Origin of the sequence: Saccharomonospora halophila 8, assembly GCF_000383775.1 — a bacterium.
GTDB lineage: Bacteria > Actinomycetota > Actinomycetes > Mycobacteriales > Pseudonocardiaceae > Saccharomonospora > Saccharomonospora halophila.
Window position 1 is genome coordinate 1 of record NZ_KB912527.1, and the last position, 6,266, is coordinate 6,266.

Annotated in this window: 8 protein-coding genes and 1 tRNA gene; 1 reads left to right on the forward strand and 8 read right to left on the reverse strand. The window is 72.2% G+C overall.

What is annotated here, in order from left to right:
• The 5 genes from SACHA_RS21035 to SACHA_RS0108320 all read right to left on the reverse strand — a co-directional run.
• Nucleotides 1–276, reverse strand: a 276-nt coding sequence (locus tag SACHA_RS21035; protein ID WP_039738406.1) for a DeoR family transcriptional regulator, incomplete at its 3' end; no start/stop codon positions are given.
• Nucleotides 277–346: 70 nt separating this feature from the next.
• The gene (locus SACHA_RS0108305) at nt 347–574 is read right to left on the reverse strand and encodes a hypothetical protein (protein WP_232211840.1); all 228 of its coding nucleotides are present in this window, start codon (nt 572–574) and stop codon (nt 347–349) included.
• A 47-nt stretch (nt 575–621) separates the two neighbouring features.
• Complete coding sequence (locus SACHA_RS0108310) at nt 622–2,031, reverse strand: sensor histidine kinase (protein WP_019808762.1); 1,410 nt, start codon at nt 2,029–2,031, stop codon at nt 622–624.
• A gap of 116 nt (nt 2,032–2,147) precedes the next feature.
• The gene (locus SACHA_RS0108315) at nt 2,148–2,837 is read right to left on the reverse strand and encodes a response regulator transcription factor (RefSeq protein ID WP_019808764.1); all 690 of its coding nucleotides are present in this window, start codon (nt 2,835–2,837) and stop codon (nt 2,148–2,150) included.
• 75 nt (nt 2,838–2,912) lie between these two features.
• Nucleotides 2,913–3,563 (reverse strand): response regulator, encoded by a 651-nt coding sequence (locus SACHA_RS0108320; RefSeq protein WP_028662998.1) that lies wholly within the window; start codon nt 3,561–3,563, stop codon nt 2,913–2,915.
• A 167-nt stretch (nt 3,564–3,730) separates the two neighbouring features.
• Between SACHA_RS0108320 and SACHA_RS0108325 the strand changes: the two genes are divergently transcribed.
• Nucleotides 3,731–3,803, forward strand: a tRNA-Arg gene (locus SACHA_RS0108325).
• Between the two features lie 32 nt (nt 3,804–3,835).
• Here the strand turns inward: SACHA_RS0108325 and SACHA_RS0108330 are convergent.
• From SACHA_RS0108330 to SACHA_RS25110, 3 genes are all read right to left on the reverse strand, one after another.
• Nucleotides 3,836–4,960 (reverse strand): tyrosine-type recombinase/integrase, encoded by a 1,125-nt coding sequence (locus tag SACHA_RS0108330; protein WP_019808767.1) that lies wholly within the window; start codon nt 4,958–4,960, stop codon nt 3,836–3,838.
• A 1-nt stretch (nt 4,961) separates the two neighbouring features.
• Nucleotides 4,962–5,138, reverse strand: a complete 177-nt coding sequence (locus SACHA_RS0108335) for a helix-turn-helix transcriptional regulator (protein ID WP_019808769.1) — start codon at nt 5,136–5,138, stop codon at nt 4,962–4,964.
• Nucleotides 5,135–6,266: replication initiator (locus SACHA_RS25110; RefSeq protein WP_083935810.1), on the reverse strand; the 1,132-nt coding region annotated here is incomplete at its 5' end. The genes SACHA_RS25110 and SACHA_RS0108335, both read right to left, overlap by 4 nt.

Sequence of the window (6,266 nt, forward strand, 5' to 3'; positions counted from 1 at the left end):
CGTGCGCCCGCCCGGCGGCAGCGCACCGGAGGACAGCCCGGCACCGTGGGCGACGTCGTGGGTGCCTCCGTGGGTGACGCCGTCGTGTCCGGACGACCGGGCCGCGGTGGCCCCGCCGTAGACCTTCTCGACCAGCCCCCGGCCCGCGAGCGCGTCCAGGTCCCGCCGGATCGTCATGTCGGAGACCCCGAGCCGCGAGACGAGCTCACTGACCCGCACCGCGCCGGTCCGCAGGGTCTCTTCCAGGATGACTTCTTGTCGTTGTCGCGCCAGCATGGTTCACTCCGTCCCGCGCGAACGGCCGACCACCACAGATTTTACGCGAATCGGGCAACTCCGGGTACGATCACCCACACGTGGCGTGACCGGGAGGCGGGACGTCGACATCCACCTCGGCCAGCCCCGCGTGCTCCTCGCGGTACCGCCGCAGTCCGTCCTCGTCGAGCCCGGTGAGCGCGACGAAGGACTCGTGCTCCCACACCAGCCGGAGCACGGTCTCCTCCAGGCAGGCACCACCGAAGTCCCGCTCGGCGATCCGGGACAGCGCGTCCCGGGTGCTCCGGCTGATCCGCATGCGGCTCTGCGTACCGGAGACCACCCACGCGGTCCATTTCGGGGTCATCATCCTTCGGACACGGGTGCGCGGGCCTCATCGGGGGCGCCGGGCAGGCGGATCGCCAGCAGAGCCCCGCCCTCCGGGCGGTTCGCCGCGTACACCGCGCCGCCGTGCCGTTCGGCGGCCTGCTTGACGATGGCCAGGCCCAGCCCCGAACCCGGCAGGGTGCGCGCCTCCGACGAACGGTAGAAGCGGTCGAACACCCGCGGCAGGTCGGCCTCGGCGATCCCCGGCCCGGAATCGGCGACCTCGACCACGGCGGTGCCGTCCCCCAGCGGACGCGCCACCACCGACACCGTGCTGCCCGCCGGGGAGAACTTCACCGCGTTGTCCAGCAGGTTCAGCACCGCACGCTCCAGCGCGCCGGGTTCGCCGGTGAGCACCCACGGGGTGAGGGTCGTGCTGAAGTCGACGTCGCCCGCGCGCCTGCGGGCCCGCTCCAGGGCCCGCTCGACCACCTCGACCACCTCGACCACCTCGACCCGCGCCTGCGGCACGTCCTCCCGCGCCAGCTCGGACAGGTCCCCGATCAACTGGGTCACCTCGTCGAGCTGCGCGCGGATGTCCGACTCGATCTCCGCGCGGTCGGCGTCCGACAGCGACGGCGCCCCCCGCCGGTCGGCGGCCAGCAACAGTTCCAGGTTCGTGCGCAGCGACGTCAGCGGCGTGCGCAGCTCGTGCCCGGCGTCGGCGACCAGCCGGCGTTGGCGCTCCTGCGACTCGGCGACCGCGCCGAGCATGGTGTTGAAGCTGTGTGTGAGCCGGGCCAGCTCGTCGTCCCCGCTGACCGGGATCGGGCGCAGGTCCATGGTGCGGCTCACCCGCTCGGTCGCCGAGGTCAGCCGCTCCACCGGCCGCAGACCGGCGCGGACCACCGCGGTGCCCGCCGCCGTGGCGACCAGGACACCGAGGCCGCCGAAGAACAGCAGCACCAGCGCGAGTTCACGCAACGTGCGCTCGGTCGGGGCCAACGACTGCGCCAGCACCATCGCCACCCCGTTGCCGGACGGCAGCGCGACCACCCGCATGTCCGTGTCCCGGTCGGTGCGCAGGGAGGACTCAGCCTCCCCGCGGGCGACCGCCAGCTCGTCCGGCCCCCAGGGCGGCGGGTCACCGGCCCGGGGATACACCAGCTCGCCCCGTGCGGTGAGCAGTCCGATCTGTATGTCGCTGCTGACCAGGAACGCGCCCGGGATGGACTCCACCCGCGACTCGACCGTCGGGCTGCGCACCGCGGCGGTGGCGCGGTCGATCAGGTTCTCGTCGAAGGCCTGGTAGAGGTTGCTCCGTACGGTGAAGTACGCCCCCAGCGACACCAGCGCGACGGTGCACCCCACACACAGCGCCACCAGCAGCAGCAAGCGCTTGCGCAGCGAGATACGGCGGGTGCCCGCGGCGTGCGCACCGGACGGCACCGGCTCCGGGGCCGAAGATTCGGGTGCGGACGACGGCGTGGAGTCCGTCCCGGAGGTGGTTCCGGACGGTGGACCACTGTGCTGCGGGTCGTGCGGGGCGGGGCCGCCCGGGGTCGTCACGGTGGGGTCTCCCGCAGCACGTACCCGACCCCCCGCACGGTGTGGATCAGCCGGTGCTCCCCGTCGGCCTCGGTCTTGCGCCGCAGATACCCGACGTAGACCTCCAGGGCGTTGCCGGAGGTCGGGAAGTCGTAGCCCCACACCTCCTCCAGGATGCGCGTGCGGCTGAGCACCTGCTTCGGGTGGGCGAGAAACAGTTCCAGCAGGGAGAACTCGGTGCGGGTCAGGCTGATCGGCCGCGGCCCGCGGGAGACCTCCCGGGTGTCCGGGTCGAGTGAGAGGTCGGCGAAGGTCAACACCTCGGACCGCCCCTCGGAGCCCTCGCCTCCGGTGCGCCGCAGCAGCGCGCGCAGCCGGGCGAGCAGTTCCTCCAGGGCGAACGGCTTGGGCAGGTAATCGTCGGCGCCCGCGTCGAGGCCGGAGACCCGGTCGGAGACCTCGTCCCGTGCCGTGAGCACCAGGATCGGGAGGTCGTCGCCGATGCCGCGCAGGCGCCGGGCGACCTCCAGCCCGTCGAGGCGGGGCATCATCACGTCCAGCACCATCGCGTCCGGCCGGTCGGCGGCGACCATCTCCAAGGCTTGCGCGCCGTCGCCGGCCAGCTCGACCTCGTAGCCGTTGAACGCGAGCGACCGCCGCAGCGAGTCCCGCACCGCCCGGTCGTCGTCGACAACGAGTATCCGCATGGGTTCCAGTCTGGCCCGCCCGGCTGAGAGCACGCTGAGCGCGGCGGACAGGGGCGGGTCGCTGGCTACCGCGCGTCAGCTCACCAGGCCGCCCCGGTAGGCGAGCAGGGCCGCCTGGACACGATTCCCCGCCCCGATCTTGCTCAGCACCGCCGAGACGTAGCCCTTGACGGTGGCCTCCGACAGGTGCAGCCTCCCGCCGATCTCGGCGTTCGACAGTCCCTGACCGATCAACGCCACCACCTCCCGCTCCCGCTCGGACAGCGAGGACAGCATCTCCCGCGCGGGCGCGGCGGCCCGCTGCTCGTCCCGGCGCGCGTTGACCATCCGCGCGGCCACGCTCGGATCGAGCACCGCGCCACCCCGCGCCAGGTCGCGGATCGCGCGCACCAGCACGGCCGGTTCGATGTCCTTGAGCAGAAAGCCGTTGGCCCCGAACCGCAGCGCGAGGCTGACGTACTCGTCGATGTCGAACGTCGTCAGCATCGCCACCTTCGGCGGTTGGGGCAGCCCCTGCATCGCCCGCAGCGCACGGATACCGTCGTCCGGCGTGCGCATGCGGATGTCGAGGAGAGCGACGTCCGGGTGGAACCGGCGGGCGGCCTCCACGGCGGTCCTGCCGTCGGCCGCCTCGCCGACGACCTCGATGTCCGGAGCGGGGGTCACCATCGCGCGCAACCCCGAGCGCACCAGCTCCTCGTCGTCGGCGAACATCACTTTCAGCACGAGCGCCTCCGGCCACCGGGCGGACACGGGATCACCGTCTCCGCAGCAGGTTAGTTACTGTTAGGTAGTAAAGGCATTACAGTGAGCATGCAGCGCTGAGTCAAGGCCCGTTCGGGCGCAGCGGGCGGACGCGCTAGGGTGTGGAGGGAGTCGACGGACTCCAGCAAGCCCTCGTAGCTCAGGGGATAGAGCACCGCTCTCCTAAAGCGGGTGTCGCAGGTTCGAATCCTGCCGGGGGCGCCCAGGTCACCGCGTTACCGCAGGTCGCGTGATCACTCCCGGGGCACATCCGGGGCACACACGATCTGATCCATCCGGTCCGCGATGTCGTTCAACCGGTCCGGGAACAGGTGCCCGTAGAGGTCGAGCGTCATCGTCGCGGTCTTGTGCCCGAGCATCTGCTGAACGATCTTCACGTCCGCCCCGGAGGCGATCGCGAGCGAGGCCGCCGTGTGCCGGAGCTCGTGCGGATGGAAGCCCTCCGGCCCGACCTCGCGCACGGCCGCATCGAACACCCGCCGCCGGAAGTTGCGCACCCGCAGCACGTCCCCCCGCGGTGACGGGAACACCAGCGCGTCCGCACGCCGGCCCTCGACCCGCGGCCGCAACTCCTCCGCCAGGAAGCGCGGCAGCGGCACCGAGCGCCGTTCGTGCGTCTTCGGGCTCCCCCAGACCAGCCGACCGCCGACCTCGGTGACGGACTCGGCGACGAGGACCCGGCGACGACGCAGGTCCACCCGGCCGACCGTGAGCGCGGCCAGCTCGCCCCACCGCAGGCCGGTGTAGGCGAGGAAGCGCACGACGACGCCGTGGTCACCGCAGCGTTCCGCGAGGGCCGCGACCTGGTCGTGGTCGAGGTAACGGTGTTCCGGTTGCTCCGGCCGCGGCAGCCGCACACCCTCGGCGGGATTGCGAGCCAACCGGGCATCCCGCACCGCCCAGGCCAGCATCAGCGAGAACACCCGGTGCACCTTGGCCACCGTGGTCGACGCGAGGCGACCGACCAGCCCGGAGATCCACGTCTGGACGTCCGCATGCGTGATCGAGGAGAGGTGGATGCTGCCCCACCGGGGCACGATGTGGGTCTCGATCACATCCCGGTACCGGGCGAGCGTGGACGGCGCGAGGTGCGCTTGACCGTCCAGCCACCGCGTCGCCCACTCCCCCACCGAGACCCGGCCCGCGTCCGGGGCGATGTACGAGCCGGAACGGAGCCCGTGCTCGAGACTGGCCGCGTAGCTCTCGGCCTCCGCCTTGCGCTTGAAGCTCTTCTTCCGCTGCCGACCCTGCGGGTCGCGCCACCGCACGAGCCACCGCGCCCCCTGGCCGTGCCGTTCGGTCTTTTCCCGCCGACCGTCCGGGCCGCGCCGGTACCACCGGTCGTCGATGTCGGCCACGTCAGACCTCCCCCTGCTGTTCGACCCAGGTCTCGACGTCCTGGGGCCGGTAGCGGACGTATTTGCCGATGCGGCGGCCTTCGGGGCCGTAGCCTTTGGTGCGCCACTGGTAGAGCGTGTTGACGGGGACGCCGAGGTAGTCGGCGACGTCGCGGATGGTCATGAGTTTGCTGCTCATCGCGGGTTCTCCTCTCGGTATTGCTGGCGGCGTTGGTCGCGGAGGCGGTCGGCGATGCCGGCGGCGAGTTCGCGTTCGGCGTCGTTGCGGTAGCCGGTGCCGGTGAACTGCCAGTCGTTGACCACCACGACCGCGTCGGGGTCGAGGTCGAGCGCCTCGAGGGTTTCGGCCAGGCGGTACGCGCGCCGGTCGTCGCGGATGGCGCGGAAGGTGGTCGAGTAGGCGCGGCTTTTGGTGAGGAAGTGGCCGCGGAAGCCGAGCATGTGTGCCCAGCGCCGCAGGTTCAGGTTTTCGTAGGCCTGCAGGCCGCCGAGGTCCCAGCAGGTCTGGATCAGCCGCCGATGGTGGTCCGAGACCCGCAGGTGGTCGATGTCGAGTTGCGAGCGGATCCGTCGGTCGGCGCCCTCGGTGGTGCCGGTGCCCTTGGTGGCGTACTTGGCGATGTAGCCGGCCAGGGCGTCGTCGGCGATGCCCTCGCCGCCGGCGGTGTCGGCGGTGTCGACGGGGCGGATGTCGAGCTGTTCGCCCCAGGTCAGCGTGAGCCGGCGGCCGTCCGGACGCGGAACGGTGAGAACGACGCCGGCCGCGGACGCGGTGACGGCGTCGGCGAGGAGTTCCCGCGTGGCCCAGGACGGCGCCGGGTCGGTGGGGCCGTCGGGGCCGTCGAGGCGGACGAGGGCGTGGAAGTGGACCAGGCCGCGCCGTTGGTACTCGGCGACCTTGCTGTAGGACAGCCGAGCGTGGTCGGCGAACTCGCGGGCACGAAGTCCCGCCCGGTGGGCCAGTTCGCGGCGTAGCCGCATGGTGAACCGCTGCCACAGCACGCCCGCGTGTGCCTGCCACAGCACGGCGCCGACGTAGTCGTAGGACTCCGGATCGAGCGGAGTGCTGACCCGCGGATCGTCCTCGCTGCGGTGTCGCTCCCCGCAGCCGCAGGGCATCACCCGGCCCCGAGCGGACACGCGCCGGGTGTGGACCCGGCCGAACGACGGCGCGGTCAGGGTGACGAACGCTCGCGGCCGGGCCGTCACCGACTCCGGGACCCCCTTGGCGCCACCCACGACACCCGCCCGGACGAGGTGGAAGGCGTCGGCGGCGTAGCGGTCCGAGCAGGCCGGGCACACGCTG

Coding starts and splice junctions, on each gene's coding strand:
- SACHA_RS0108305 (WP_232211840.1), bottom strand. CDS start 574: ATGCGGATCAGCCGGAGCACCCGGGACGCGCTGTCCCGGATCGCCGAG.
- SACHA_RS0108315 (WP_019808764.1), bottom strand. CDS start 2,837: ATGCGGATACTCGTTGTCGACGACGACCGGGCGGTGCGGGACTCGCTG.
- SACHA_RS0108335 (WP_019808769.1), bottom strand. CDS start 5,138: ATGAGCAGCAAACTCATGACCATCCGCGACGTCGCCGACTACCTCGGC.